The sequence below is a fragment of the Methylobacterium sp. NPDC097929 genome (assembly GCF_049543375.1).
Taxonomy (GTDB): domain Bacteria; phylum Pseudomonadota; class Alphaproteobacteria; order Rhizobiales; family Beijerinckiaceae; genus Methylobacterium.
In genome coordinates this window covers 1078843-1103281 of the sequence record NZ_JBMVEP010000001.1, presented here as the reverse complement: position 1 = coordinate 1103281, position 24439 = coordinate 1078843, and the positions used below count along the sequence as shown (strand labels likewise).

Genomic DNA, 24439 nt, shown 5'->3' with positions numbered 1-24439 from the left:
CGGCCGGCCTATCTGGGAGGATCGCTCCCCATCCTCCGAACGCCGCCGATGCCAGACGCCAGCGCCTCCCACGGACGCCTTCTCGCCGCGCTCGCCGAGCGGCTGGGCGGGCGCCACGTCCGCACCGAGCCGGCGGATCTGGCGCCGCACCTCGTCGAGTCGCGCGGGCTCTATCGCGGCCACGCGCTCGCCGTCGTCACCCCGGGCACGACCGAGGAGGTCGCCTTCGCCGTGCGGGCCTGCGCTGCGGCGCGGGTGCCGGTGGTGGCCCAAGGGGGCAATACCGGCCTCGTCGGCGGCGGCGTGCCCTTCGGCGGGATCGTGCTCTCGCTGAACCGCCTCACCCGGCTGCGCGCCGTCGATCCGCTCGGGGCCACGATGACGGTGGAGGCCGGCATGATCCTGGCCGACGTGCAGGCGGCGGCCGAGGCGGCGGGCCTGCTGTTCCCGCTCTCCTGGGCGGCGGAGGGCACGGCGCGGATCGGCGGCGGGCTGGCCACCAACGCCGGGGGGCTCGCCGTGCTCGCCTACGGCAATGCCCGCGACCTCGTGCTCGGGCTCGAAGTCGTGCTCGCCGACGGGCGGGTCTGGAACGGGCTCAAGGCTCTGCGCAAGAACAACGCGGGCTACGACCTCAAGCACCTCTTCGTCGGCTCGGAGGGGACGCTCGGCATCATCACCGCGGCGACCCTGAAGCTGTTCCCCAGGCCCCTCTCGAAGACCGTCGGCTTCGTCGGGCTGCCCTCGGCGCGGGCGGCGCTCGCCCTGTTCGAGCGGCTGCGCGCGGGCGCCGACCGGGGGCTGACGGCCTTCGAGTACATGCCCCGCTTCGGCCTGGAGATGGTGCTGCGGCACGGGATCGGCGTGCGTCCGCCCCTGGCCGGGAGCCACGCCGCCTACGCCCTGGTCGAGCTGTCCTCGCCGCGCCCCGGCGCGGACACGCGGGCCGACCTGGAGGCGCTGCTGGCCGAGGCCATGGAGGCCGGACTGGTGGAGGATGCCGCCATCGGCGGCAGCGCCGCTCAGGACGCCGCCCTCTGGCGCCTGCGCGAATCGCTGCCCGAGGTGCAGAAGGCGGAGGGCGGCTCGATCAAGCACGATGTCTCGGTGCCGTTGTCCCGCCTCGCCGACTTTCTCGAGGAGGCCACGGCCGCCTGCGAAGCCGAGATGCCGGGCCTGCGCCCCTGCCCGTTCGGGCATTTCGGGGACGGCAACATCCACTTCAACCTGACCCAGCCGGTCGGCCTGGAGACGGCGGCCTTCCTCGCGCAATGGGGCCGTTTCAACGGAATCGTTCACACCATCGTCGAGCGGATGGGCGGCTCGATCGCCGCCGAGCACGGCATCGGCCTGATCAAGCGCGATGAGCTCGCCCGCATCGCCGATCCGGTCGGGCTCGACCTGATGCGTCGGCTGAAGGCGGCGCTGGACCCGCACGACCTGCTCAATCCCGGCAAGGTCGTGGCGCTGTCCGACGATCCGCCGCCCGCCCTGCCGGTCTGACCGGCGCCCTCGCACCGGTTCGAACCGCGCCCGTTTCCGCACCCGGCGGCGAGGTGACGGGGCGCACGCGGGAACGCGCATCCGTGCAAATCGCTTATTGTGCGACGCACAAAGCGACGGCATGATTGCTGCTCGAAGGACGGAAATCGGCCTTGCGCACAACCGGAATCGCGCCTCGAATGACGAGATCGTTAACCCTCGCGGCCCGACAATCGCTCTCTGCGGCGATCCAGGCCGGGACGACACGCCTCGGTTTGGTCGCATGATGCTCTTATCCGTTCGCCTCACATGCTGCGCTGCGGTGCCGACGGCCCCGCGCCGCAACGGCAGAGGGCGGGCGCGATCCATTCGGCGCGACGGTTGCGGCGCGGCCCACACGCGCTCCCGTCCTCAACGATCCTGAAGGAGACCCACCATGCCCACCTCCCAGGCCCGGGTGCCCACCGCGGAAGCCACCCGCTACCTCAAGCAGCTCTGCCGGCACTGGAGCCACAAGTTCCCCGTCGAGGAGAGCGGCGACAAGGGCCGCGTTCCGTTCGGCGAGGACCGGGTCTGCCTCTTCGAGGCGAGCCCGGACGCGCTGCTGATGCAGGTCGCCACCCCCGATCCCGCCGGCCTGACCCGGCTGGAGAACGTCGTGTCCGACCACCTCCTGCGCTTTGCCTTCCGCGAGAATCTGGGCGACATCACTTGGTCGCGCGCGGCCTGAGCGGGCATCGGTCCGACGGACCGGCCTGAGCCGGGGAGACGGCGCGCGGCGGATCGCTCGGAGAGACCCATCCTATGAGCCAGATGCCGGGAACGGCCGCCCTCCCCTTCGCCCAGCGCCTCGACCGGCTGGCCGAGGTCGCCGTGCGGGTCGGGCTCGGGCTTCGCCAGGGCCAGGAACTCGTGATGACGGCGCCGCTGGAGGCGGTGCCGCTGGCCCGCGCCATCACCGAGCACGCCTACAGGGCCGGCGCCTCCCTGGTGACGACCTTCTACGCGGATGACGCGGCCACCCTCGCCCGCTTCGCCCACGCGCCGGACGAGGCCTTCGACAAGGCCGCCGGCTGGCTCTACGCCGGCATGGCGGATGCCTATCGCGGCGGCGCGGCGCGGCTCGCCATCTCCGGCGACGATCCGTCCCTGCTGGCGGGCCAGGACCCGGCCAAGGTCGCCCGCGCCAACCGCTCGCGCTCGCAGGCCTACGTGCCGGCGCTCGAACTGATCGCGGGCTTCTCTACCAACTGGACCATCGTCTCGGCGGCGACCAAGCCCTGGGCGCGCACGGTCTTCCCCGACCTGCCCGAGGACGAGGCGCTCGCCCGCCTCTGGGACGCCGTGTTCGCCGCCTCGCGCATCGATGCCGCTGACCCCGTCGCGGCCTGGGGCGTGCACAACCGGGATCTCGCCCGCCGCACCGAGCGGCTCAACGGCTCCCGCTTCTCGGCCCTGCGCTTCCGCGGCCCGGGTACCGACCTGACCGTGGGGCTCGCCGACGACCACGAATGGTGCGGCGGCGCCACGACCGCCAAGAACGGCGTCGTCTGCAACGCCAACATCCCGACCGAGGAGGTGTTCACCACGCCCCACCGGGCGCGGGTGGAGGGCGTCGTCGCCAGCACCAAGCCGCTCTCCTACCAGGGCACGCTGATCGACGAGATCCGCGTCCGCTTCTCTGAGGGACGGATCGTCGAGGCGCGGGCGCGCACGGGCAACGACGTGCTCGCCAAGGTGCTCGACACCGACGAGGGCGCGGCCCGTCTGGGCGAGGTGGCGCTGGTGCCCGCCTCCTCCGCGATCTCGGCCTCGGGCCTGCTGTTCTACAACACGCTCTACGACGAGAACGCCGCGAGCCACGTCGCACTCGGCCAAGCCTACTCCAAGTGCTTCCGCGCGGGCGGCGAGGGCCTGAGCGAGGCGGATCTGGCCGAGCGTGGTGCCAACCGCAGCCTGATCCATATCGACTGGATGATCGGCTCGGCCGAGATCGACGTGGACGGGATCACCGCCTCCGGCGAGGCCGTACCGGTGATGCGCCGCGGCGAGTGGGCCGATTGATTGCTTTGTAGAGGCATTCGCCCACCCGCGACCTCATCCTGAGGTGCGGCGCAGCCGCCTCAGGATGAGGGGGATAGATGGGATGGGCGCGGCGAGACGCTTTCCGCGAGCGCGCCCTTCGGCAGCATGTTGGGACGCCAGCGGCGGTGCATCCAGAGCCACTGGCCGGGATGCTCGCGCACCCAGCCCTCGATCACCGCCGTCATCGCCTGCATCGCGCCCTGGACCTCGATCTGCCCGTCGGGGCCGCGGGGCAGATCGAGGGGCGGCGTCAGTTCGAGCAGGAAGCGCCCGCCCTCCTTGCGCACCACGCGCGCCCCGTGGACCGGGCAGTCGTGGTGCCGGGCGAGCTTGCCCAGCAGCGGGTTGACCAGCACCGGCCGGCCGAAGAAATCCACGACGACGCCGCGGGTGAAGTGCTGGTCGATGAGCTGGCCGAGATGCCCGCCGCGCTCCACCACGCCCTGCATGGCGAAGACCGCGCCGGGGCCGGAGGCGGCCAGCCCCCCCATGGTCTTGCGGCGCACCTCCTGCACCAGCTGGGCCGCGGCCGGGTTGTTCGGCGGCCGGAACACGGCGGTGGTCTCCAGCCCGAACTTCTCCGCGCAGATCGCGGGCAGTTCCCAGTTGGCGAGATGGGCCGAGAAGATCAGGCCCGGCTTACCGTCGTCGCGGATCGCGGTGAACTGCTCCAGCCCGCGCACCTCCATGCGCTGGGTCGCGGCGTCGTCGGGGTCGTAGTCGAAGATCGTGTCGAGATGGGCGTATTCCGCGCCGGTGCGGCCGAGATTGTCCCAGGCGTCGCGGGCGATCGCCCGCAGCCGCGCCTCGTCCGCCTCCGGGTAGGCCGCGCGCAGGTTCGCCATCGCCGTCCGGTGCGAGGGCAGGAACGGGCCGACGAAGCGCGCCAGCCGGCCGCCGGCCGCGCTCGCCCGGTCGGTGCCGAGCATCCGGGCGAGCAGGAAGATCGACCGGATCAGCGGGATGGTCGCGAGCCCCGCCAGCCGAGGCAGGTTCCGCCGCAAGATCAGCGCGAGGCGCAGCACAGCCGGCTCATCGAGAGAAGGGATCGGGGAGGGTTGGAGGGGGCATAAAGTATTTTTCTCAGGCAGGCGAGCGCGCTGCCCGAGAAACGGCGAAGGCCGCCGGCCCGATGACGGACCGGCGGCCTCCGGAAGGCTTGGACGGACGGCTTTCGCTTAGACGAAGTGCTGGCCGCCGTTGACGGTCAGCGTCGAGCCCGTGATGAAGCCGGCCTCGTCGCTCGCCAGATACTCGACCGCCTGGGCGATCTCGTTGGCCTCGCCGAGGCGCCCGGTCGGGATCGTGGAGATGATCTTGTTGCGGATGTCCTCCGGCACGGCCATCACCATTTCGGTGGCGATGTAGCCCGGAGCCACCACGTTCACGGTGATGCCCTTCGAGGCGCTCTCCTGAGCGAGAGCCTTGGCGAAGCCGATCACGCCGGCCTTGGCGGCGGAATAGTTGGTCTGGCCGGCCTGGCCTTTCTGGCCGTTGATCGACGAGATGATGATGATGCGGCCGAAGTTGCGCGAGCGCATGCCCTCGATCAGCGGCCGGGTGCAGGTGAACATCGAGTCGAGGTTGGTCTTGATGACCGCCTGCCACTTCTCAAAGGTCATCTTGTGGAAGGCACCGTCGCGGGTGATGCCGGCATTGTTCACCAGCACGTCGATCGGCCCGACCTCGGCCTCGATCGCCTTGATGCCCGCCTCGCAGCTGGCGAGATCGCCGACATCGAACTTGAACACCGGAATGCCGGTCTCGGCTTTGAAGGCGTTGGCGGCCTCGTCGTTGCCGCCGTAATTGGCGGCGACCTTGTAGCCCTTCTCCTTCAGGCGCTTCGAGATGGCGGCGCCGATGCCGCGCGTTCCGCCCGTGACGAGGGCGACGCGTTCCTGAGCCATGATTTCCTCCGTGCTCCCGTATCGGGTTTTGTTGTTAAGCTGGTTGGCGGAATGCCCGCTAGGCTTGCAGCGGACAGGGCAACGATCCTGTCACCACCGCTGTCCGTGCCGGCCCACGGCCCCCGCCCGGCCTGTGTAGACGGCAGGTCGTGAGACCGCACCGCATTTAAATTTCACGAGGCCTCAAGCCGTTTTGGCTAAATTTTGCTTGAGGTTTAGGGGTGGGAAGGGCGTCGGCCGCCCTTCCCCGTTGCCGCTCAGACGCGCTCGACGCACATGGCGACGCCCATGCCGCCGCCGATGCACAGGGTCGCGAGGCCCTTCTTGGCATCGCGGCGCTTCAACTCGTGCAGCAGGGTGATGAGGACGCGGGCGCCCGAGGCCCCGATCGGGTGGCCGATGGCGATGGCGCCGCCATTGACGTTCACCTTCTCGTCGTCCCAGCCCATGTCCTTGTTCACGGCCAGAGCCTGGGCGGCGAAAGCCTCGTTGGCCTCGATCAGGTCGAGGTCGGAGGGCTTCCAGCCGGCCTTCTCGAGGGCCTTGCGGGAGGCGGGGATCGGGCCGGTGCCCATCACCTTCGGATCGACGCCCGCGGTCGCCCAGGAGACGATCCGGGCGAGCGGGGTGATGCCCCGGCGCTCGGCCTCGGCGGCCGACATCAGCACGAGGGCGGCGGCGCCGTCGTTGAGACCCGACGCGTTGGCGGCGGTCACGGTGCCGTCCTTGGCAAACGCCGGCTTGAGCTTGGCCATCGCTTCGACGGTGGCGCCGTCGCGGATGTACTCGTCGGTATCAACGATCGTGTCGCCCTTGCGGCCCTTCACCGTGACGGGGACGATCTCCTCCTTGAAGCGGCCCTCCTTGCGGGCGGCCTCGGCCTTGTTCTGCGAGCGGACCGCGAACTGGTCCTGCTGCTCGCGGGTGAGCTGGAAGGCCTGGGCGACGTTCTCGGCGGTCTGGCCCATGTGGTAGCCGTTGAAGGCGTCCCAGAGGCCGTCCTTGATCATCGTGTCGACGAGCTTGAGGTCGCCCATCTTCTGGCCGCCGCGCAGGTACTGGGCGTGGGGGCTGAGCGACATCGATTCCTGGCCGCCGGCCACGATGACCGTGGCGTCGCCGTTGGCAATCTGCTGCATGCCGACCGCGACGGTGCGCAGGCCCGAGCCGCAGACCTGGTTGAGGCCCCAGGCGGTCGCCTTCTCCGGGATGCCGGCGGCGACGGCCGCTTGGCGGGCCGGGTTCTGGCCGGCGGCGGCGGTGAGAACCTGGCCGAAGATCACCTCGTCCACGTCGTCCGGCGAGACGCCGGCGCGCTCCAGCGCGGCCTTGATCGCCACGGCGCCGAGTTCGTGGGCGGGCACCGAGCCGAAGGCGCCGGAGAACGATCCCACCGGCGTGCGCGCCGCCCCGACAATGACGATATCTTCGCTGGCTGCCATCGTGACGTTCTCCTCGTTCGGCGGCGCGATATTTGGTAGACCAGATGATCCGGTGCGCGACCTGCCGTTCTTCGGATGAAGAGCGCGCACATGTCGAAGTCAAGCGTGCTTTCGGACAACACGGCGGGAACGTTTCGTCGGTGCGGCCGGAATCTGCGGGGACAGGGAGAAATTGCTGTTTTCGCCGCGCCGCGAAAGCCTTAAGGTTGCCCGGGACGATGACAGAACCGGGCTCGCGTCACGCGGGCGGCCGATCATGGCGGAGCGTCGAGCTTTGCGCGGACTCATGACCGAAGCGGGAGGTGTCGCAACGATGGCCGAGAACGGCAGGGCGCATCAGACCGTCATCAAGAAATACGCCAACCGCCGGCTCTACCATACCGGCACATCGACCTACGTCACGCTCGAAGACCTCGCGACGATGGTGCAGAACGGCGAGGACTTCATCGTCTACGATGCGCGCTCGGGCGACGACATCACCCGCTCGGTGCTGACGCAGATCATCTTCGAGCAGGAGAACAAGGCCGGCGAGGACAACCTGCTCCCGGTGGCCTTCCTGCGGCAGCTGATTCGCTTCTACGGCGACAGCATGCGCACGATGGTGCCGAGCTTCCTCGAATTCTCCATGGCCAACTTCGCCAAGGATCAGGACGGTCTTCGCGAGAAGATGGCCCAGAGCTTCGGCCCCTCCGTGTTCCAGCAGGCGCTGCAGGAGCAGGTGCGGGCCAACATGACCTTCTTCGGCGACGCGATGAAGATGTTCACCGGCGGCTTCGGCCCCCCTGCCCCGCCGTCGGGCGCCGCTTCCTCGGTGCCGGCCACGACGACCCCCGCGCCCGCCTCCGGCGGAACGAGCGACCTCGACGAGCTGAAGAAGCAGATGGCCGAGATGCAGGCCCGCCTGGAATCGCTGGCGCGGAAGTAGGCCGCGCCAAGCCCCGGCGACCAGACCCCGGCGACAAAGCGTTAAGATCGAGTTAACGTCGGCCCCGGCCTTGCACGTAACCGCGTGCAGGGCCGGAGGCGTCGCGCGATGGATCATCCCGAAACGGAAGAGAGTGCCGGGGCGGGTCATGCCTGTGCCGGAACGGGTCCCTCCCCCGGCTCGTCCTGCCGCGCCCTCGTTCTGGATCGCCTGCCCGGTCACACGTCCGATGCCGGCTCCGGTCCCCGCCTGCGGGGGCGCCGTCCGATGGCGGGCTTCCTCACTCAGCTGATCGTCAGCGCCGATCCGGCCCTACGCACGGCCCGCTCCGAACGCACGAAGGCCGCGGTCGCGCTCTACGCGCGGGCCGCGGCCTTCGGAAAACGGGCCTGACCGCCGGGCCTGCTGCCGGCGGCCTTAGCGACTTGCTTCAACGCGCATTCCGTCGACGGACCGGTTTCCGGTCCGTCGGAACGCGCGAGGCGATCACGCCTCGGCGGACTTCACCTTGAGGACCTGACGGCCGCGATACATGCCGGTCTTCAGGTCGATGTGGTGCGGGCGGCGCAGCTCGCCGGAATCCTTGTCCTCGACATAGGTCGGGGCCTTGAGGGCGTCGGCGGAGCGGCGCATGCCGCGCCGGGAGGGGGAGGTCTTTCGCTTCGGAACGGCCATGGGAGATTACCTCAGGCAAAAAGGGCGCCCAAGGCATCCCCTTATCGGGGGATCACCGATGGCACCGCGTTGAGTGACGGAGATTCGAGGCGGGCTGTATAACCGCAGGAAAGGCGACTGGCTAGAGGATCGGTTTCTCGATCGACAGCCGGGAAACGAAGGGCTTCAGCCTCAGGGCGTGGCGACCTGGGCCGAGGCTTCCAGGACCGGGGCGGGCGCGGACGGCTTGCGGGCGACCGCGACGGGCGGGCGGGCGATGGCCGCCAGCACGGTCTCGGAGGGACGGCGCGGCGGCAGCGGCACCTCGACGCTGTCGGCCAGGCCAGCCTGCATCGGCTGCGCGGCGATGGAGGGCGCTTGAGCTGCCGCCTGGACCGGCTGTGCCTGCGGCGCGGGCGGTGCGGCGACGGGCTGCTGAAGGCTCGCGACCTGAACCGGCTCGGCGGCGCCGGTGAGCGCCGTGGGCCGGCGCGGCGGCAGCGGCACCTCCACGGCGTCCGTCGGGCCCGGGCCGGGCGCGGCGTAGGCCAGCGCCTGGGTGCCGGCGGCCGGGACCGCTGAGGTCCCGCTGCTGCGCGGGGCGAACAGGGTGGCGAAGCCGTTGGCGGATTTGGCCGGCTGCGCGGCCGAGGCGACGGTCGTGGTGGCCTCGTCGGGCGGCGTAGCGTCGATGCCGAGGCGCTTGGCGGCGTAGTAGTAGCCGCGGTTGTAGTAGCGGTAGGCCTGTTCCAAGTCGCCCTTGGCGGCCTTGTAGGCCCCGGCGAGGTAGGCGATGCCGTATTTCAGGTTGGTGGCGGGGTCGTAGAGCCCGGCCGCGTCGCCGGTATAGCCGAGGCCCCGGGCGGTCGCGTGCTTGATCTGCATCAGGCCCAGCGCCGAGCCGCCCTTGGCCCGGGCGTTGTAGTTGCTCTCCCGCTTGACCACCCGATGGATGAAGGCCTCCGGCACCTTGTGGGTCCGGGCCTGCTCGGCGATCAGCGCATCGATGTTGTCCCGCGCCGCCTCCTGAGCGAGGGCCGTCGCCGGAACGGCGGCGGCAAGCAAGGCGGCGAGGAGAAGGCGCATGGGAGACCCGGTCGTTTTCTCGTGCCTCGCGAACCTCCCGCCATTTCGGCAGCGCGTCCCTGGACGGGGCGGCTGCCGCGGGAGCCGCGCGAGCATCACGCGTTACGGCTCAGTTTGTCTCGCTTGGGTCGGGGGCAAATGAGGCGGGAACGTGGAGGCGCCCGAAATCCCTGAGGAGGGCGGCAGTCGTGGCGCGAGGCCTGTGGCAGGATTGGCGCAGCGGCGCCCGGCCCCGCCGGTTGCGGATCTCAGGTATCGCCGAACACGAAGCGGCTGATCGCGCGGGCGAAACCGTCCTCCTCGTTGCTCGCCGTCACCGCGGAGGCCGCCCGCTGCACCGCGGGGGCGGCGTTTCCCATGGCGATGGAGACTCCGCTCTCCCGGAACAGGGCGATGTCGTTGGCGGCATCCCCCAGCGTGGCGATTCGCTCCCGGGGAAGGCCGAGCCGCCGGCCGAGATCGGCGACGAAGCTGCCCTTGTCGATGCCGGGCGGCGTCACGTCGAGGTAGTAGGGCTGCGAGCGATGCACGGCAGCCCCGGTCCCGATCTCGGCGGTGAGCGCCTCTTCCAGCTGCGCCAAGCCCGCGTGGTCGCGGCTGACGCCGACGATCTTGGCCGCCTGCTCCAGCAGCGGGCCCAGATCGCCCACCACGTTCGGATCGGCCTGGAGCGTGCGGCGCTCCAGGTCGGTATAGGGCGCCTCCGCGTCCCGCAGGTTCCAGGCCCCGCGCGCGAACACCCAGACATCGACGCCCGCCGCCTCCAGGCGCTCCGCCGCCGCCCGGGCGACCGGCTCGGGAATCAGCCGCTCCGAGATCGGCGCGAGGTCGGGGGCGCAGACGGTGCTGCCGTTGAAGGCGCCCATCGGCAGCGTCAGATCGAGCGCCCGCGCCAGCGCGCGCAGGCCGACCGGCGGCCGGCTGGAGGCCAGGGTAAAGCCGATTCCCGCGCGCGCGAGCCGTCGCACGGCCGCGACGGCGGCCGGCGTGAGCCGCTTGTCGTCGGTCACGAGCGTTCCGTCGACATCGGAGACGACGAGGGCGATGGTCATGGAAGCGTCCTATCCGCAGGTATCGCCGGCCGGGAGCCCGAGCCGGATCGACACGGCGGCGACGATGGCGTCGGGCCCCTCCTCGATGCCGACGGTGATGGGGCCCTCGGCGTGCCCCGGTGGTTCGAGGGCGGCGAACTGGCTGTCGAGGAGGGAGGCGGGCATGAAATGGCCGTGCCGGGCCCGGATCCGCTCCTGAATCACCGCACGGCTTCCCTCCAGGAAGACGATCCGGACCTGCGGGCGGTCCCCGGTCAGGGCTTGGCGGTAGGCGCGCTTGAGCGCCGAGCAGGCGACGATCCCGTTCTCACCGGCGGCCAGCCGCGCGTCGATCCAGGCGCGGATCCGCCCCAGCCAGGGCGCGCGCGCCGCATCGTCGAGCGGGTGCCCGCCATGCATCCGCGCGATGCTCTCAGGGGTATGGAAGTCGTCGCCGTCGACGAAGGGCCAGCCGAGTCGCTCGGCCAGCAGGGCGGCCACCGTGCTCTTGCCGGAGCCCGAGACGCCCATCACCACGAGGACGGTCGGAGCGGGGGATCGGGATGTCGAGGCGGTCATCCGGCTCCTTGAAGCGGTCCTTGCTGCGCACCGTTCTCACGGTTGCGTGGCCGGGCGGGCGACGCGTGCGGGCGGGACTCAGGTAGCGGAGCCCGGCGGCAGGACCATCCTCGTTCCCTTCGAAGCGAGGCCGGATGCGAAGACGCGGCCGCGCGGCGAGGACGGGACAGGTGTGGGCTTCGGGGACAGAGGCCCGATTCCGTGCGGATCGGGCCGGTGTGGCGGCCTCGCCACGGACAGCTTGGCCGGTTTGGGCTACCCACCGGCTGAGAGAAACCGTCAGGCGGCCTGAATGCGCGCTCTAGCCACCGTCCTTCTCACCGCCGTGGCGGTGTCGGGCTGCTCGTTCCTTCCGGCAGCCGGTCCGACCACCTCGGCGATCGAGACGGGCGCGGACGTGGCCACCGCCGAGGGCCTGTTCGCCCGCTACGAGATCATCGACGTCACCCCCGCCGTCGTCGAAGCCCTGCGCGCCCGCCCCCTCGACAGCCTCCTCGTCACCTTCGGCGACAACCGCCCCGCCGTCGAACCCGTCATCGGCGTCGGCGATGCCGTCGCCGTCCAGGTCTGGGAAGCCGGATCCGGCGGCCTGTTCTCCGGGCCGCTCGTGGCCGACCGCTTCTCCGCCGGATCCAAATCCGCCCTCATCCCCGAGCAGATCGTCGGACCCGACGGCTCCATCTCCGTGCCCTATGCCGGACGCATCAAGGTCGCCGGGCGCCGCACCCAGGACGTCCAGACGCTGATCGAGAGCGAGCTGGCCGGCAAGGCGATCCAGCCGCAGGTGCTCGTCTCCGTCACCAAGCCGGTCTCGCGCTCGGTCACCGTCACCGGCGAGGCCAGCACCGGCGGGCGCGTGCCGCTCACCGGCCGGGCCGACCGCCTGCTCGACGTGATCGCCCTGGCCGGCGGCGTGCGCACGCCCGTGGCCGAGACCTTCGTGCGGCTCTCGCGCGGCAACCGCACGGTCACGGTGCCGATGAGCACGGTGGTGGCCAACCCGCGCGAGAACATCTTCGTGCGCCCCGACGACACCCTGACGCTGGTGCGCGATCCGCAGACCTTCCTCTCGGTGGGTGCGCTGGGCGCCACCACCGAGGTGCCGTTCTCGGCCGACGGGCTGTCGCTGTCGCAGGCGCTGGCGCGGGCCTCGGGCCTGCGCGAGACCCAGGCTGATCCGGAGGGCGTGTTCCTGTTCCGCTACGAGCCGGCGGCGGTGGTGCGGCGTCTGCGGCCGAACTCGCCGCTCCTGGCCTCGGGCCAGGTGCCGGTGGTGTACCGGGTGAACCTGCGCGATCCGCAGGGGCTGTTCCTGACCCAGAGCTTCCGCATGCGCAACCGCGACCTCGTCTACGTGTCGAGCGCGCCGTTCGCCGAGGTGGGCAAGGTGCTCGGCGTGTTCTCCACCGTGGCCGCTCCGGTCGCCTCCGGCGCCTCCCTCTACTCCGTCGCGCGCCAGCGGTGAGCCGCGGCGCGGCGGCCGCTCCGATGGGCGCGGGGACGGTTCTCGCCGTGGTCGGGCTGGCCCGCGAGGCGCGCATCGCCGCCGGGCCCGGTGTCGAGACGATCCAGGCCGGAGGCAATCCCGCCCGGCTGCGGACCGCGCTCGACGGGCGCCCGCCCGCCGGCCTGCGCGCGGTGATCAGCTTCGGCATCGCCGGCGGGCTCGACCCGGCCCTGCGGCCCGGCGACGTGGTCGTCTGCACCCGGCTCGACGCCGACGGGCGAGAGCCGGTGGATTCCGATCTCGCCCGGCATCTCTCCGAACGCCTCGCCGGATCGCGGGATCGCGTCGTCGCCGGCGGCCTCGCGGGATCGGACGTCGCGATCATGGCGGTGGCCGACAAGACGGCGCTGCACGCCCGCACGGGCGCCCTGGCGGTCGACATGGAATCCCACGTGGCGGCCGCCTACGCCGCCCGCCACGCCCTCCCCTTCGCGGCGATCCGCGTCGTCTGCGATCCCGCCGGGCGCGCCCTGCCCGCCTTCGCGGCCTCGGCCCTCACGCCCGCGGGCGAGCCGGATCTCCGGGCGGTGCTCGGGGCGCTGCTGAGCGGTCAGGCCCGGATCGGCGAGCTGATCCGGCTCGGCCGCGATTCCTCGGCGGCGTTTGCGGCGCTCGCGCGCTGCCGGGCACGGCTCGGCCCCGGTCTCGGCCTGCCCTGAGCCCCGGATGGGTCGCGCCGGCGCTCGGACTCCGCCGCGAGGCCACTTCGCCGCCATGATGGGAGCCCGGACATGAAAAGGCCCGCGCGGCGGAACCGCGCGGGCCTTTTCGTTGGACATCTGCCGGCGTGAGCCCTCAGGCGGCGGTGCGCTTGCGGGCTTCCTGCTTGGTGTCGACGCCCGAGGCTTTGATCTCGGACAGCTTCTGGGCGACGTTGCGGGAGAACACGAACTCGGCCGGGCGCTGGTTCTCCAGGCTGACCTCCGGCGCCATGTCGCCTTCCGTCTTGATGCCGCGGATCGCGTGCACCAACGGCTTCCAGGGCTTGCGCACGGAATCGACCACCGAGGAGGCCTCGTAGCCCGAGTGGACCATGCAGTCGGCGCACTTCTCGTAGTTGCCGGTGCCGTAGGCGTCCCAGTCGGTCTCTTCCATCAGCTCCTTGAAGGTCGCGGCGTAGCCCTCGCCGAGCAGGTAGCAGGGCTTCTGCCAGCCGAACACGGTGCGGGTCGGATTGCCCCACGGGGTGCAGTGGTAGGTCTGGTTGCCGGCCAGGAAGTCGAGGAACAGGCCCGACTGCTGGAAGGTCCACTTCTCGCGGCCCTTCTCCTTGCCGTGCCGGAACACGCCGCGGAACAAGTCCTTGGTCGCCTTGCGGTTGAGGAAGTGCTTCTGGTCGGGCGCGCGCTCGTAGGCGTAGCCCGGCGAGACGGTGATGCCATCGATGCCCATGCGGGTCACCGAATCGAAGAAGTCGGCGATCTTGTCCGGCGAGGAATTGTTGAAGAAGGTGCAGTTGATGGTGACGCGGAAGCCCATCTCCTTGGCCTTGGCGATCGCCGCCACCGCCTTGTCGTAGACGCCGCGCTGGCACACCGAGCCGTCGTGCATCTCCTTGTCGCCGTCGAGATGGATCGACCACGTGAAGTAGGGCGAGGGCTTGTACTCCTTGATCTTCTTCTCAAGGAGCAGCGCGTTCGTGCAGACGATCGCGAACTTCTTCTGCGCGATGATGCCCTGCACGATCTGCGGCAGATCCTTGTGGAGAAGCGGCTCGCCGCCCGCGATCACGACCACGGGAGCCCCGCACTCGCGCACGGATTCGAGCGCCTCGTCCACCGGCAGGCGCTTGTTCAGAATCTCGTCGGGGTAGTCGATCTTTCCGCAGCCGGCGCAGGCGAGATTGCAGCGGAACAGCGGCTCCATCATCATGACGAGCGGGTAGCGCTTCCGCCCGGTGAGGTGCTGCTTGAGGATATAGCCGCCGATCTTCGCGACGTACCGTATGGGGATTCCCAAGACGCGGCTCCTTAAATGCTGTTCCCGGATTCAGCCGGGCTGATTAGCGTGAGAAGGACAAGAATTCCAGCGCATTAGGCTGGAATCATTCCGAGAGGACGTTTGACGCGCCCGATTTGTGCTGACTGTGTCGTCGCGGACGCGCAGGCGGCTTCAGGCATCGGGGTGAGGCCTTCGGCTGAGCGGACCGAAACGGGAATGATCTGCTGATTTCCGGGTTCTGCGGCGGATTTTTGACCTTGCGAAACATGAGCCAAGCAAGGACGGCCGGATCGTTGACGATCTCGTGTGCGCCGCGCGCCACCGGGCGGGTCCTCGTCCGACCGCCGAGTCGCTCCCCCGGAACCCGCCGCGACCCTGATCGCCCGAGCCATTCGGGTGCGGTGCGAAATCGCACTGCCCCACGCGGGCTGCCGGCGATTGTGCCGGCGCGTTGCATTCCCTCGCCGGGACAAGTAGGTAGCGCGCCAACGACACGAAGGATCGGCGTGGAGTCTCTTCGGGGGCTGACCCAGGCGCGGTCCGTGTCCACCGGGAAGGGACCGCCGACCGGCGGCGTCCATCCGGGCTTCCTACCCCCGGGGGTCACGTCCGGCGGGTCATGATGAGGATCGATTCGGCGCGCCGCCGCCTTCTGAGGACGCCGCGTCCTGTGTCGCGGGAGGGAACGGGACCGTAAAACGTCCCGGACCGTCGTCACGGGGGTGTCGGACCGGATCGCTAGGCAGGCAGGGTTTTACGTGATCGAACGTCTCGTCGCGTTTTCCGTCCGGCGTCGCTGGCTGGTTCTGGTGGCCGCGGCGCTCCTCACGATCGCGGGGGCCGCGGCGGCCGCCCACCTGTTCCGCATCAACACCGATGTCGAGCGGCTGATCGAGCCGAGCGTCTCCTGGCGCCAGGACGAGATCGCCTTCGAGAAGGCGTTCCCGCAGCGCACGAATCTCGTGGCCGCGGTGATCGACGGGCAGACGCCGGAGATCGCCGAGGAGGCCGCCGCGCGCTTCGCCGACGCCCTGAAATCCTACCGCTCCGAGATCGAGACGGTCTACCGGCCCGACGGCGGCCCCTTCTTCGACCGCAACGGCTTCCTGCTGATGTCGCAGCAGGAACTGGAGCAGGCCACCGAGCGCCTGATCGAGCAGCAGGGCCTGCTCGGGCCGCTGGCCGCCGACCCCTCCCTGCGCGGCGTGATGCGGGTGCTCAGCCTCGGCGTGAAGGGCGTGAAGAGCGGCGACGCCAAGCTCGACGATCTCGCCCAGCCGATGACGCAGATCGACGACACCCTGCGCAAGGTGCTCGACGGGCAGCGCGCCCGCATGTCCTGGCAGACCCTGCTCGCGGGCGGGCGCAGCGAGACCACGGACACGCGCAAGTTCGTGATGATCCAGCCGGTGCTCGACTACAACGCCCTGGAGCCGGGCCGCGAGGCGACCAAGCTGATCCGGCGGGTCGCCGCCGAGCAGAACATCGATGCGGCGCACGGCCTGCGCATCCGCCTCACCGGCCCGGTCGCGGTGGCCGACGACGAGTTCGCCACGCTCGCCGACGACGCCTTCCTCAACTACTCGCTGACGACGGCGGCCATCGTCCTGTTCCTGTGGCTGGCGCTCCGCTCCGGGCCGCTCGTCATCGCCGTTCTGATCACGACCTTCTCGGGCCTCGTCGTCACGGCGGCCTTGGGTCTGGCCATGGTGGGCGAGCTGAACCCGATCTCGGTGGCTTTCGCCGCCCTGTTCGTGGGCCTCGGCATCGATTTCGGCATCCAGTTCGCCGTGCGCTACCGGGCCGACCGCTACGAACTCGGCAGCGTCGATGCCGCACTCCGCGGCGCGTCGCGCGGGGTCGGCTGGTCGCTGACGCTGGCGGCGGTCTCGCTGCTGGCGGGCTTCTTCGCCTTCCTGCCCACGCAGTTCCGCGGCGTGTCCGAGCTCGGCCTCATCGCCGGCGTCGGCATGATCGTGGCCTACCTGTTCTCGCTCACCCTGCTCCCGGCCCTGATCGCGGTGTTCAACCCGCGCGGCGAGAAGCGGGCGGTGGAGACGACCTGGATGGCGGGCGTCGATCACTGGATCGTCGAGCACCGCAAGTGGGTCCTGATCGTCGTCGGCCTGATCACCGTCGCCGGCATCCCGCTTCTCCTGAAGCTGCCGTTCGATTCCAACCCGATGCACCTGCGCAGTCCAAAGGTGGAATCGATCGCGACCTATCTCGACCTGATCAAGGACCCGGCCACCAGCCCCAACTCGATCGACGTGCTCGCCCCGAACGTCGATGCGGTGCCGGACCTGTCCAAGCGCCTGGAAGGTCTCGATACGGTCGCCAAGGTGATTTCGATCGACACCTTCGTGCCCCGCGATCAGGACCAGAAGCTCGCCACGATCCAAGAGACGGCGCAGCTTCTCGGACCGGCCCTCAACCCGGCCCGCAAGCCGCCGCCGCCGACGGATGCCGAGAACGTCAAGGCGCTCAAGGAAACGGCCGCGGCGCTGAAGACCATCGCGAACGGCGATTCGGCCGGCGCCAAGGCGGCGGACCGCCTGTCGGGCACCCTCGATACGCTGGCCGCCGCCCCGGCCGAGAAGCGCGAGGCGGCCAGCGTCGCGCTCACCACCGACCTGAAGACGCTGATGAGCCGCCTGTCCGGGCTGCTCGATCCGAAGAAGATCACCCTCGACAACCTGCCCAAGCCCCTGAAGGCCGAGTGGGTGACGAGCGACGGCCGCGCCCGCATCGAGGTTCACCCGAAGGGCGATTCGAACGACGACGAGGTGCTGCGCCGCTTCGCCAAGGAGGTGCAGACGGTCGATCCCCACGCCACCGGCGCGCCGATCGCCACGACCGAGTCGAGCTACACCATCCTCGGCGCCTTCGTGCAGGCCGGCCTGACGGCGCTCGCGCTGATCTTCATCCTGCTCTCGGTCGCGCTACGCAAACCCTGGGACGTGGCGATGACGCTCGGCCCGTTGGTCTTGGCGACGCTGTGGACGCTGATGGCGCTCAAGGTCATCGGCATGCCGCTGAACTTTGCCAACATCATCGCCCTGCCGCTGATGCTGGCGGTCGGCGTGGCCTTCCACATCTACTACGTGATCGCGTGGCGGGCGGGCGTCGTCGACATGCTAGCCTCCAGCCTGACGCGGGCGATCTTCTTCTCCGCGCTGACCACGGGCACCGCCTTCGGCTCGCTGATGCTGTCGAGCCATCCGGGCACGGCCAGCATGGGCGAATTGCTCGCGCTGTCGCTGTTCTTCACGCTGCTCGCGGCCTTCTTCGTGGTTCCGGCCTTCCTCGGCCCGCCGCCGAAGCAGCCGGATGCGAGCCGTCCCGAAGGCGAGGAAGCCGGCCGCCCGCCGGGCACGGTCGCCCGGGAGCATGCCGCGGTGAAGTGAGGGATGGGCTGGACCGTACCCGGCGGGGATTCTATCCTCGCGGGTATGGTCACGATCTCCCTTGAAGAGGCAGCGAGCGACTTCGCCGACCTGACCCGCCGGGTGGAGGCGGGTGAAACGGTCGTGCTGACGCGCGAGGGGCGCCCCGTGGCCGACCTCGTGCCGCATCGCCCGCGCGGTGGGGTCGATTTCGAGGCAGGCGAGGCCTATCTGCGTCGAAACGGCATCGTGCGGCGCCCCGGCTTCATCGCCCCCGACTTCGACGAACCGCTGCCAGAGGACTTTCTGATCCGGCCCCTCCCCGGCACGTGAGGCTCCTCCTCGACAGCCACATCCTGGTGGCGATCGCGCTGAAGCGACTGTCGGCGGTCAGTGCCGCCGCGGAACGGCTGCTGCAACAGCCCGGCCTTGAAGCGAAGGTCAGCGTTGCCAGTCTCTGGGAGATCGCGATCAAGACGCGTCTCGGCAAGCTCGATCCGGGGCTGCCCTTGAATGGCCTGGCGGGCTACTTCGAGGCGGCGGGCTTCGCCGTCCTGCCGATCACGGCCGCGCATGCTCTCATCGAAATCGCGCCTGTTCCGCCCACGCGCGACCCGTTCGACCGGCTGCTGCTCGCGCAATGCGCCGTCGAAAACCTTCGGCTCGTCACGCTCGACGCTGCTCTGCGCGACCACCCTCTCGCGGCAAAGCTCGTCTGAAAGGCCGCCTCACCCGAAATCCGAGAACCCGCCCCGCGCCGCGCCGCTCCGGTCGGCGGCCTCCCGCGCTTGCGGCGCGATCAGCGCGTCCTGCTCGGCCGCGTATCGGTAACCCGGCGCCTCCCCGGTAAAACCGCCGGAGGTCGCGGGGTGGGTGTAGAGTTCGGTCAGCCCGTCCGGCAGGTGACGCAGCAGGGCGGTGACCCGATCTGGGGTCATCGCCCCGGACCAGGCGAGGCCGAGCGTCCGGTCCGGAATCAGCAGCCCCGCCTGCCGTGCCCGCATGGCAAGGAGCGCCGCCCAGGGCGCCGTATCGAGGGCGGGCTTGCCCTGAAAGCCGGGCTCCGCGCGCCGGAGCAGGTCGCGCGGCTCGCGCGGCACCCGCAGCGCCCGCATCCCGTAGGCGCGGCCGATCCGCAGCACCATCCCGGCGATCAGCGGGTGGATGTGGAAGTGCTTGTGCGCGTTGACGTGATCGAGCGGCAGGCCGGTCGCGCGGAAGGCCTCGAACTGCGCGGTGATCTCGGCGGCGAGCTGGCGGCGCGCGCTCGCCTTGAGGGCGAGGTCGAGGCCGAGACGCTCCATGTCGCGCCGCATCAGCCCCTGCCCGTCGGTGAGGTCGGGAAGCGTCTCGGGCGGCAGGGTCGGCCACGCCTCGACCAGAACGAGATGCAGCCCGACCCGCAAGGACGGCGTCCGCCGTGCCCGCGCGACGGCGTCGGCGGCGCCCGGCGCGGAGACCATCAGGCTCCCCGCGGTCAGAATACCCTCGCGATGGGCCTGCTCGACGGCCTCGTTGACCTCGCGGCTCAGGCCGAAATCGTCGGCGGTGACGACCAGTCGCTTCAAGCTCTGCCCCCTCTCTCGGGTGTCGAGAGGGCGAGCCCTCTCGCGGGTCCAGGGCGGAGCCCTGGAAACGAGGAAGGCCGGGCTCGCGCCCGGCCTTCCTCGCTTGTTCGACGGTTCGCGCGGATCGGCGTTACGCGGCGGCCTTGCGGTCCCGCAGGAAGTGCCAGAACTCGACGCCCTCGCGCAGGCGGCGCTTCATCATGTCGGGCGAGCGGACCATCTCGTTCACGATCGAGGCGATCTTCGGGGCGCGGAAGTAGAACTTCCGGTAGAATTCCTCGACCGCGGCGAAGATCTCGCCGTGCGACAGGTGCGGGTAGTGCAGCGGCGCGATCTGCACGCCGTTCTCGTCGACCAGCTCGGCATTCTCGACATCGAGCCAGCCGTTCTCGACCGCCTGCTTGTAGAGGAAGGTGCCCGGATAGGGCGCGGCGAGCGAGACCTGGATCGTGTGCGGGTTGATGCGCTTGGCGAACGCGATCGTCTCCTGGATCGTCTCCTTGGTCTCACCGGGCAGGCCGACGATGAAGGTGCCGTGGATGGCGATGCCAAGGTCGTGGCAGTCCTTGGTGAACTTCTCGGCCACCTCGACGCGCATGCCCTTCTTGATGTTGTTGAGGATCTTCTGGTTGCCGGACTCGTAGCCGACGAGCAGGAGACGCAGGCCGTTCTCCTTCAGGACCTTCAGGGTCTCGCGCGGCACGTTGGCCTTGGCGTTGCACGACCACGTCACGCCGAGCTTGCCCAGCTCGCGGGCGATCTCTTCGGCACGCGGGAGATTGTCGGTGAAGGTGTCGTCGTCGAAGAAGAACTCCTTCGTCTGCGGAAACTCCTTCAGGCAGTACTTGATCTCCTCGATCACGTGCGCGACCGAGCGGGTCCGGTAGGTGTGCCCGCCGACCGTCTGCGGCCAGAGGCAGAAGGTGCAGCGGCTCTTGCAGCCACGGCCCGAGTAGAACGAGATGTAGGGGTGCTTGAGGTACCCGATGAAGTACTTCTCCATCTCGAGGTCGCGCTTGTACACGCTCGTGACGAAGGGCAGCTGGTCCATGTCCGTCATGATCTCGCGGTCCTCGTTGTGGACCACGACGCCGTTGGCGTCACGATAGGACAGACCCTTGATCTCAGACATCGGCACGCCGTCGGCGACTTCCTTGACGGTGAAGTCGAACTCGTTGCGGGCGCAGAAATCGATGGCCGGGGCCTGGGCCATGGCGCCGGCGGCATCGACCGCGACCTTGGCGCCGATCAGGCCGGCGATCAGCCGAGGGTTGGCGGCCTTGAGCGCCTCGACGGTCTTCACGTCCGACTTGAAGGACGGGACCGAGGTGTGAAGCACCACGAGGTCGAAATCGTTGGCCTGGGCCACGATCTCCTGAAGCTTGATGTTGTGCGGCGGCGCATCGATCAGCTTCGAGTTCGGCACGAGCGCGGCGGGCTGAGCCAGCCAGGTCGGGTACCAGAACGACTTGATCTCGCGCTTGGCCTGGTAGCGCGAGCCGGCGCCGCCATCGAAGCCGTCGAAGGTGGGGGCCTGCAGGAAGAGCGTGCGCATGGGGTTCAAGGCCTCAAGGCTCGAGCGAATGACTGTAGAGGGCGAATGGTTTGAAGCTTAGACCGAGGTCGCGCGCGACTCGCGACCGAGGCCGTGCTCCGGAATGAGCGTGCCGTCCGCAACCACACGGTAATCGTGACCTTTCCATGTCACCGCACCCGAGACGAAGCTCCAGGTGAAGTTGATGAAGGAGAGCATGTCACGTATCGGCAACAGCCAGTAGGCGTGGGGCGCGAGGCCGAAGGCCCGCTCGATGCGCAGGCACAGCAGGATGCGGCAGGCGAGCGCGAGCGCGGCCACCGCCAGCGCGCCGATGCCGGCGCCGGGCATCAGCGCGGCGATGAGCGCCAGCGGGAAGGCGTGGGTGACGATCGAGCCGGCATAGCCCTTCGGATCGACGTTGCGGATGGTGCGGTTCCAGCGCAGCTCGTGCCGCCACAGGCCGGACAGGTCGGTGTCGACGCAGGCATGCCCGATGGTGAAGGCGGGAATCGCCACCCGGCCGCCCTCGGCGCGCAGGGCCTCGCCGATGGCGTAGTCGTCGGCCAGATCGTCCTTGAAGGCGCGGAAGCCGCCGATGCGGGCGAGCGACGCCGCCGTCATGGCGATGGTGGAGCCGAAGCAGGGCCGGGCGAGATCGAAGCTGGTGCCGAGGATGACGTTGGGCACGAACTGCACGTCGATGGCGAGCGCCGCGAGCTGGGCGAAGGGGCCGCGCTCGCCCGGCACGCCGTGATAGAGGCAGGTGACGCCGGTCACGCCCGGTTGGGACAGGGCGGCGACGACGCGCTCCAGGTAATCGGGCCGCACCGACATGTCGCTATCGGCCAGAACCACGACGTCGTGGGCGATCCTCTCCGACATGTTGATGAGGTTGGAGACCTTGCGGTTCGAGCCGTGCTGGCTCGCATCCACCACGAGGTCGAGGCGTAGGGAGGGATGGGCCGCGCGCAGGCGCTGCACCACGGCGAGGGCCGGGTCGGCGGCGCTCTGCACCCCGAACACGACCTGCACCGGGCCGGCGTAATCCTGGCGGCAGAAGCTGTCGAGATTCTCGAACAGGTCCGGCTCAAGGCCGCAGAGCGGCTTGAGGATCGTCACGCTGGGGCGGGGCGCGTCGGGCGCCAGGGCGGCCGGCGCGGCGCGGGCGGCGAAGCGGCCGGTGAGCCGGGCGGCGAGCAGGGCGTAGACGCAGCCGGCCAGCGCCATCGTCAGCAGAAGCGGTGCGATCCAGCCCAGCAGCTCGTTCAGGTCCATGGCGCCGCGTTGCTCGCTGCTGGTTGGCTATCGAATCCCGCCGCGGCGGGGCGTCTGGTCGGGCCTTGAGGCCGTGCCCCGCCGGGCGCGGCTCCGATGCCCTGCTGATAAGGCGCTCCCGACCCCCGAACCGGTCTCCGTTTCGGGCGGAGCGCCGCTCCGGTATCGTCCCGAAAGCCGACGACCGGCTTTCGGAGCGACGTCCTAGGACACGGGTCTCAAGGCGAGACTTTGACGGCGAGCATCCCGTCGGTGCGTTCACGCATGAATTTCAGCAAACCGTCGGCGCCGCCGCTCTTGAGCGGGTCGGAGAAGCCCGCCCGCATGGAGGCGACCTCGCTCACGTTGCCGTTGAGCAGCACGTCCTGCACCCGGTTCTCCGGGTTGACGACGTAGTCGACCTCCGAATCGTCGCCGTCCTTGTTCGAGACCCGGGTGAAGACGACGCGGTTGGGCCCGCGCGCCTCGCTCTGGGGCTTGATCTCGAACTTGCCGCCCGCCGCCTGCGACAGGCGGTTGGCGTAGAGCGTGACGAAGTACCGGCCGAAGGTCTCGGTCAGAGCTTCCTGCTGCTCGGGCTTGAAGCTCTTCCACTTCGGACCGACGGCGGTGCGCACCATGCTGGCCGTGTCGAAGGTGGCGGCGAGCGTGTCGCCGACGATGGCGAGGCGCGCCTTGAGGTCGCCCGCGCCGTTCTTCAGCGCCTCCTCGAACTTGGCGTAGAGGCGCCGGATCGGCTCCACGGCCGGATCCTCCGCAGCCTCGGCGGCCTGCGGCGTTCCCGCGACGGCGAACACCGCGGCGGCGGCGAGAAGGGTGCGGCGGTTCAGGCGCACTTCTGGAGCGCTCCAGCTTCGTTGTCCGGGGAAAGGGCGGGCGTGCGCGCGGCCGGGAAGTAGGCCGGGGCGAGCGGGGCCGGCGCGAGGCGGCGGCCGAGCCGCGCCCGGATCGCGCCGAGACCCTCGCGCACCGCATCGGCCGCATCCGGCTCGGTGCCGACGGCGGCCTTGCGCTCCATCAGGTGCCAGAGGGCGAGGCTCGGCAGGCCGACGGCGAGATCGGCCACCCGCTTCACCAGCGAGAGGGCGAGCGCGGCCTCCGGGGGGATGCCGAACAGGGCGCACAGGGCGATCAGGCCGCCCTCCTGGGCGCCGATGGCGCCGGGCACCACGAAGGCGGCGCCGCGCACGGCCTGGGCGAGGCTCTCGATGACGAGGGCGTCCACGAAGCTGATCGAGTAGCCCATCGCGTTGAGCGCGATCCAGACCTCGACCGTGCCGACGACCCAGCCGACGAGATGGATGAGCAGGGCGGCGCCGACGCGGGCGCGGTTGCCGTAGAGGCGGCGCAGGTTCTCGTAGAGCACGTCGACGGCGCCGAGCGCCCGCCACTCGCGGCCCGCGGCGAAGCGGCTGAGCGCCGCCTCGATCAGGCGGTGACCGCTGCGGCGCTGGATGACGTAGAAGGCGATGAGCGCCGGCACGGCGATCAGCACGCCGCCCGCGACCGTGCGCACCATCGGCCCGTCGCCGGTGATCTGGATCAGCAGCAGAAGCCCGGCCACCGTGAACAGGAGCTGGGTGATCGCCTGGGTCATCAGGTCGACGAACATGCTGGCGCCGGCCATGCCGCCCGGGGTGCCGCGGCGGGTGAGCAGGCGCGCGCCGATGAGGTCGCCGCCGACCTGCGCCACCGGGAGAAGCGTATTGATGCCCTCGCGCACGAAGCGCAGGGAGATGCAGTCGCGCAAGGTCGGGCCGGCGCCGCGGGGGAACACCACGTGCCAGCCGAGACCCGCCCAGGCGACCGCCAGGAAGCGGGCGACCACGACGGCGACGGCGCCCCAGCCCGCGCCGACGAGCGCGGCCGTGACATCGGACACGCCGGAGGACAGGAACAGCGCCAGCGCCGTGCCCAATCCAACGATCGATGCCAGTGTAGTGAGACGCTTCATCAGCCTCTTTCGATAATCGGCGAAGGCTAGTGTTGTCGAAATCCCACCCGTGCCGGCCTTTGAAGCTTGGCCGATGGTGC

The 24439-nt window shown here is 70.1% G+C and carries 23 protein-coding genes; 10 read left to right on the top strand and 13 right to left on the bottom strand.

The features are described 5' to 3' along the window. Positions 1-48 precede the first annotated feature (48 nt). The 3 genes from ACPCJR_RS05275 (at position 49) to ACPCJR_RS05265 (ending at position 3546) form a co-directional block, all read left to right on the top strand. The gene (locus ACPCJR_RS05275) at positions 49-1503 is read left to right on the top strand and encodes an FAD-binding oxidoreductase (RefSeq protein ID WP_391511631.1); all 1455 of its coding nucleotides are present in this window, start codon (positions 49-51) and stop codon (positions 1501-1503) included. 415 nt (positions 1504-1918) lie between these two features. Continuing rightward, on the top strand, positions 1919-2212 hold the full coding sequence (locus ACPCJR_RS05270; RefSeq protein ID WP_391511632.1) for a DUF2218 domain-containing protein: 294 nt from the start codon (positions 1919-1921) through the stop codon (positions 2210-2212). Positions 2213-2286: 74 nt separating this feature from the next. Further along, positions 2287-3546 carry an aminopeptidase gene (locus tag ACPCJR_RS05265; RefSeq protein WP_391511633.1) on the top strand — a complete coding sequence of 420 codons (1260 nt, stop codon included), beginning with the start codon at positions 2287-2289 and terminating at the stop codon, positions 3544-3546. 59 nt (positions 3547-3605) lie between these two features. Here the strand turns inward: ACPCJR_RS05265 and ACPCJR_RS05260 are convergent, their stop codons facing one another. The 3 genes from ACPCJR_RS05260 to ACPCJR_RS05250 all read right to left on the bottom strand — a co-directional run bounded on the left by ACPCJR_RS05260 (position 3606) and on the right by ACPCJR_RS05250 (position 6916). Next, on the bottom strand, positions 3606-4592 hold the full coding sequence (locus ACPCJR_RS05260; protein ID WP_391511634.1) for a lipid A biosynthesis lauroyl acyltransferase: 987 nt from the start codon (positions 4590-4592) through the stop codon (positions 3606-3608). Positions 4593-4745: 153 nt separating this feature from the next. Then, positions 4746-5474 (bottom strand): acetoacetyl-CoA reductase, encoded by a 729-nt coding sequence (phbB, locus tag ACPCJR_RS05255; RefSeq protein ID WP_110353880.1) that lies wholly within the window; start codon positions 5472-5474, stop codon positions 4746-4748. A 257-nt stretch (positions 5475-5731) separates the two neighbouring features. Next, a complete protein-coding gene (locus ACPCJR_RS05250) occupies positions 5732-6916 on the bottom strand; it encodes an acetyl-CoA C-acetyltransferase (RefSeq protein WP_391511635.1) in 1185 nt (394 codons plus the stop codon). A gap of 313 nt (positions 6917-7229) precedes the next feature. Here ACPCJR_RS05250 and phaR point away from each other — a divergent pair, with 313 nt between their 5' ends. Together phaR and ACPCJR_RS05240 are read left to right on the top strand one after the other, a co-directional pair. Continuing rightward, positions 7230-7841, top strand: a complete 612-nt coding sequence (phaR, locus tag ACPCJR_RS05245) for a polyhydroxyalkanoate synthesis repressor PhaR (RefSeq protein ID WP_391511636.1) — start codon at positions 7230-7232, stop codon at positions 7839-7841. A gap of 108 nt (positions 7842-7949) precedes the next feature. Next, positions 7950-8234, top strand: coding sequence for a hypothetical protein (locus tag ACPCJR_RS05240; RefSeq protein WP_391511637.1), 285 nt, complete (start codon positions 7950-7952; stop codon positions 8232-8234). A gap of 93 nt (positions 8235-8327) precedes the next feature. On the opposite strand, the gene rpmF is transcribed toward ACPCJR_RS05240, so the two are convergent. The 4 genes from rpmF to ACPCJR_RS05220 form a co-directional block, all read right to left on the bottom strand. Next, positions 8328-8516 (bottom strand): 50S ribosomal protein L32, encoded by a 189-nt coding sequence (gene rpmF / locus ACPCJR_RS05235; RefSeq protein ID WP_003601373.1) that lies wholly within the window; start codon positions 8514-8516, stop codon positions 8328-8330. 171 nt (positions 8517-8687) lie between these two features. Then, positions 8688-9581, bottom strand: coding sequence for a transglycosylase SLT domain-containing protein (locus ACPCJR_RS05230; protein ID WP_391511638.1), 894 nt, complete (start codon positions 9579-9581; stop codon positions 8688-8690). Positions 9582-9829: 248 nt separating this feature from the next. Next, on the bottom strand, positions 9830-10633 hold the full coding sequence (locus ACPCJR_RS05225) for a Cof-type HAD-IIB family hydrolase (protein WP_391511639.1): 804 nt from the start codon (positions 10631-10633) through the stop codon (positions 9830-9832). 9 nt (positions 10634-10642) lie between these two features. Further along, on the bottom strand, positions 10643-11191 hold the full coding sequence (locus ACPCJR_RS05220) for a gluconokinase (RefSeq protein ID WP_391511640.1): 549 nt from the start codon (positions 11189-11191) through the stop codon (positions 10643-10645). Between the two features lie 292 nt (positions 11192-11483). Here ACPCJR_RS05220 and ACPCJR_RS05215 point away from each other — a divergent pair, with 292 nt between their 5' ends. Continuing rightward, on the top strand, positions 11484-12656 hold the full coding sequence (locus ACPCJR_RS05215) for a polysaccharide biosynthesis/export family protein (RefSeq protein ID WP_423479141.1): 1173 nt from the start codon (positions 11484-11486) through the stop codon (positions 12654-12656). Between the two features lie 23 nt (positions 12657-12679). Next, a complete protein-coding gene (locus tag ACPCJR_RS05210) occupies positions 12680-13357 on the top strand; it encodes a phosphorylase (RefSeq protein WP_391510363.1) in 678 nt (225 codons plus the stop codon). A gap of 136 nt (positions 13358-13493) precedes the next feature. Here the strand turns inward: ACPCJR_RS05210 and hpnH are convergent, their stop codons facing one another. Further along, positions 13494-14657, bottom strand: a complete 1164-nt coding sequence (hpnH, locus tag ACPCJR_RS05205) for an adenosyl-hopene transferase HpnH (protein ID WP_110352854.1) — start codon at positions 14655-14657, stop codon at positions 13494-13496. 740 nt (positions 14658-15397) lie between these two features. Between hpnH and ACPCJR_RS05200 the strand changes: the two genes are divergently transcribed. From ACPCJR_RS05200 to ACPCJR_RS05190, 3 genes are read left to right on the top strand one after another with little or no spacing between them, the layout of a single operon-like run. After that, positions 15398-18046 carry an MMPL family transporter gene (locus ACPCJR_RS05200; protein WP_391510364.1) on the top strand — a complete coding sequence of 883 codons (2649 nt, stop codon included), beginning with the start codon at positions 15398-15400 and terminating at the stop codon, positions 18044-18046. A gap of 45 nt (positions 18047-18091) precedes the next feature. After that, positions 18092-18358, top strand: a complete 267-nt coding sequence (locus ACPCJR_RS05195) for a type II toxin-antitoxin system Phd/YefM family antitoxin (RefSeq protein ID WP_391511192.1) — start codon at positions 18092-18094, stop codon at positions 18356-18358. Beyond that, positions 18355-18744, top strand: coding sequence for a type II toxin-antitoxin system VapC family toxin (locus tag ACPCJR_RS05190; protein WP_391510365.1), 390 nt, complete (start codon positions 18355-18357; stop codon positions 18742-18744). The genes ACPCJR_RS05195 and ACPCJR_RS05190 overlap by 4 nt, the downstream gene beginning before the upstream one ends. Positions 18745-18753: 9 nt before the next feature. Here the strand turns inward: ACPCJR_RS05190 and hpnK are convergent, their stop codons facing one another. The 5 genes from hpnK to ACPCJR_RS05165 form a co-directional block, all read right to left on the bottom strand. Further along, positions 18754-19593 carry a hopanoid biosynthesis-associated protein HpnK gene (gene hpnK / locus ACPCJR_RS05185; RefSeq protein WP_391510366.1) on the bottom strand — a complete coding sequence of 280 codons (840 nt, stop codon included), beginning with the start codon at positions 19591-19593 and terminating at the stop codon, positions 18754-18756. A 130-nt stretch (positions 19594-19723) separates the two neighbouring features. Continuing rightward, entirely contained in the window at positions 19724-21148 is a 1425-nt protein-coding gene (gene hpnJ, locus ACPCJR_RS05180) for a hopanoid biosynthesis associated radical SAM protein HpnJ (protein WP_110352851.1), read from the bottom strand. Positions 21149-21205: 57 nt separating this feature from the next. Then, entirely contained in the window at positions 21206-22405 is a 1200-nt protein-coding gene (gene hpnI, locus ACPCJR_RS05175; protein WP_391510367.1) for a bacteriohopanetetrol glucosamine biosynthesis glycosyltransferase HpnI, read from the bottom strand. 218 nt (positions 22406-22623) lie between these two features. Continuing rightward, on the bottom strand, positions 22624-23241 hold the full coding sequence (locus tag ACPCJR_RS05170) for an MlaC/ttg2D family ABC transporter substrate-binding protein (RefSeq protein ID WP_391510368.1): 618 nt from the start codon (positions 23239-23241) through the stop codon (positions 22624-22626). Further along, positions 23232-24359, bottom strand: a complete 1128-nt coding sequence (locus tag ACPCJR_RS05165; protein WP_391510369.1) for an HpnL family protein — start codon at positions 24357-24359, stop codon at positions 23232-23234. Before ACPCJR_RS05165 ends, ACPCJR_RS05170 begins: the two co-directional genes overlap by 10 nt. Positions 24360-24439 lie beyond the last annotated feature (80 nt).

Excerpts from the sequence above, each read along its gene's own strand:
- ACPCJR_RS05275 (WP_391511631.1), top strand. The coding sequence starts at position 49 with ATGCCAGACGCCAGCGCCTCCCACGGACGCCTTCTCGCCGCGCTCGCC.
- ACPCJR_RS05270 (WP_391511632.1), top strand. The coding sequence starts at position 1,919 with ATGCCCACCTCCCAGGCCCGGGTGCCCACCGCGGAAGCCACCCGCTAC.
- ACPCJR_RS05265 (WP_391511633.1), top strand. The coding sequence starts at position 2,287 with ATGAGCCAGATGCCGGGAACGGCCGCCCTCCCCTTCGCCCAGCGCCTC.
- phbB (WP_110353880.1), bottom strand. The coding sequence starts at position 5,474 with ATGGCTCAGGAACGCGTCGCCCTCGTCACGGGCGGAACGCGCGGCATC.
- ACPCJR_RS05250 (WP_391511635.1), bottom strand. The coding sequence starts at position 6,916 with ATGGCAGCCAGCGAAGATATCGTCATTGTCGGGGCGGCGCGCACGCCG.
- phaR (WP_391511636.1), top strand. The coding sequence starts at position 7,230 with ATGGCCGAGAACGGCAGGGCGCATCAGACCGTCATCAAGAAATACGCC.
- ACPCJR_RS05240 (WP_391511637.1), top strand. The coding sequence starts at position 7,950 with ATGGATCATCCCGAAACGGAAGAGAGTGCCGGGGCGGGTCATGCCTGT.
- rpmF (WP_003601373.1), bottom strand. The coding sequence starts at position 8,516 with ATGGCCGTTCCGAAGCGAAAGACCTCCCCCTCCCGGCGCGGCATGCGC.
- ACPCJR_RS05230 (WP_391511638.1), bottom strand. The coding sequence starts at position 9,581 with ATGCGCCTTCTCCTCGCCGCCTTGCTTGCCGCCGCCGTTCCGGCGACG.
- ACPCJR_RS05225 (WP_391511639.1), bottom strand. The coding sequence starts at position 10,633 with ATGACCATCGCCCTCGTCGTCTCCGATGTCGACGGAACGCTCGTGACC.
- ACPCJR_RS05220 (WP_391511640.1), bottom strand. The coding sequence starts at position 11,191 with ATGACCGCCTCGACATCCCGATCCCCCGCTCCGACCGTCCTCGTGGTG.
- ACPCJR_RS05215 (WP_423479141.1), top strand. The coding sequence starts at position 11,484 with ATGCGCGCTCTAGCCACCGTCCTTCTCACCGCCGTGGCGGTGTCGGGC.
- ACPCJR_RS05210 (WP_391510363.1), top strand. The coding sequence starts at position 12,680 with ATGGGCGCGGGGACGGTTCTCGCCGTGGTCGGGCTGGCCCGCGAGGCG.
- ACPCJR_RS05195 (WP_391511192.1), top strand. The coding sequence starts at position 18,092 with ATGGTCACGATCTCCCTTGAAGAGGCAGCGAGCGACTTCGCCGACCTG.
- hpnJ (WP_110352851.1), bottom strand. The coding sequence starts at position 21,148 with ATGCGCACGCTCTTCCTGCAGGCCCCCACCTTCGACGGCTTCGATGGC.
- hpnI (WP_391510367.1), bottom strand. The coding sequence starts at position 22,405 with ATGGACCTGAACGAGCTGCTGGGCTGGATCGCACCGCTTCTGCTGACG.
- ACPCJR_RS05165 (WP_391510369.1), bottom strand. The coding sequence starts at position 24,359 with ATGAAGCGTCTCACTACACTGGCATCGATCGTTGGATTGGGCACGGCG.